The organism is Halomonas elongata, assembly GCF_029081005.1.
Lineage (GTDB): Bacteria > Pseudomonadota > Gammaproteobacteria > Pseudomonadales > Halomonadaceae > Halomonas > Halomonas elongata_B.
Map to the genome: position 1 here is coordinate 1 of NZ_JAJQTQ010000138.1, position 367 is coordinate 367.

General features: G+C 54.5%; 1 tRNA gene. It reads left to right on the plus strand.

The window, feature by feature from the left end:
* Window positions 1–290: 290 nt before the first annotated feature.
* Window positions 291–366, plus strand: a tRNA-Ala gene (locus LU493_RS19800).
* Window position 367: the final 1 nt, after the last annotated feature.

Consider the following 367-nt stretch of genomic DNA (forward strand, 5'->3'; position numbering starts at 1 on the left):
GGTCTGTAGCTCAGTTGGTTAGAGCGCACCCCTGATAAGGGTGAGGTCGGCAGTTCAAGTCTGCCCAGACCCACCAAATTTGCGTGATACAGCGTTGCTTTGCGACTCGCATAGCAGGCTATGCGTCGCCACAAAGCGCCTTGTCTCACACAAATTACACTTATCTTGTTGCGATGATTTTTCTATCAGGCAAGACGAGCGATGAATGAACGAGGGAGTTGGCATCAGGCCAATGACCGAGTAAGTGAAGAAGCTCAACGCCGCCTGAGAGGAAAAGCAGAAGCAAGAAGGGGGCCTTAGCTCAGCTGGGAGAGCGCCTGCCTTGCACGCAGGAGGTCAGCGGTTCGATCCCGCTAGGCTCCACCAC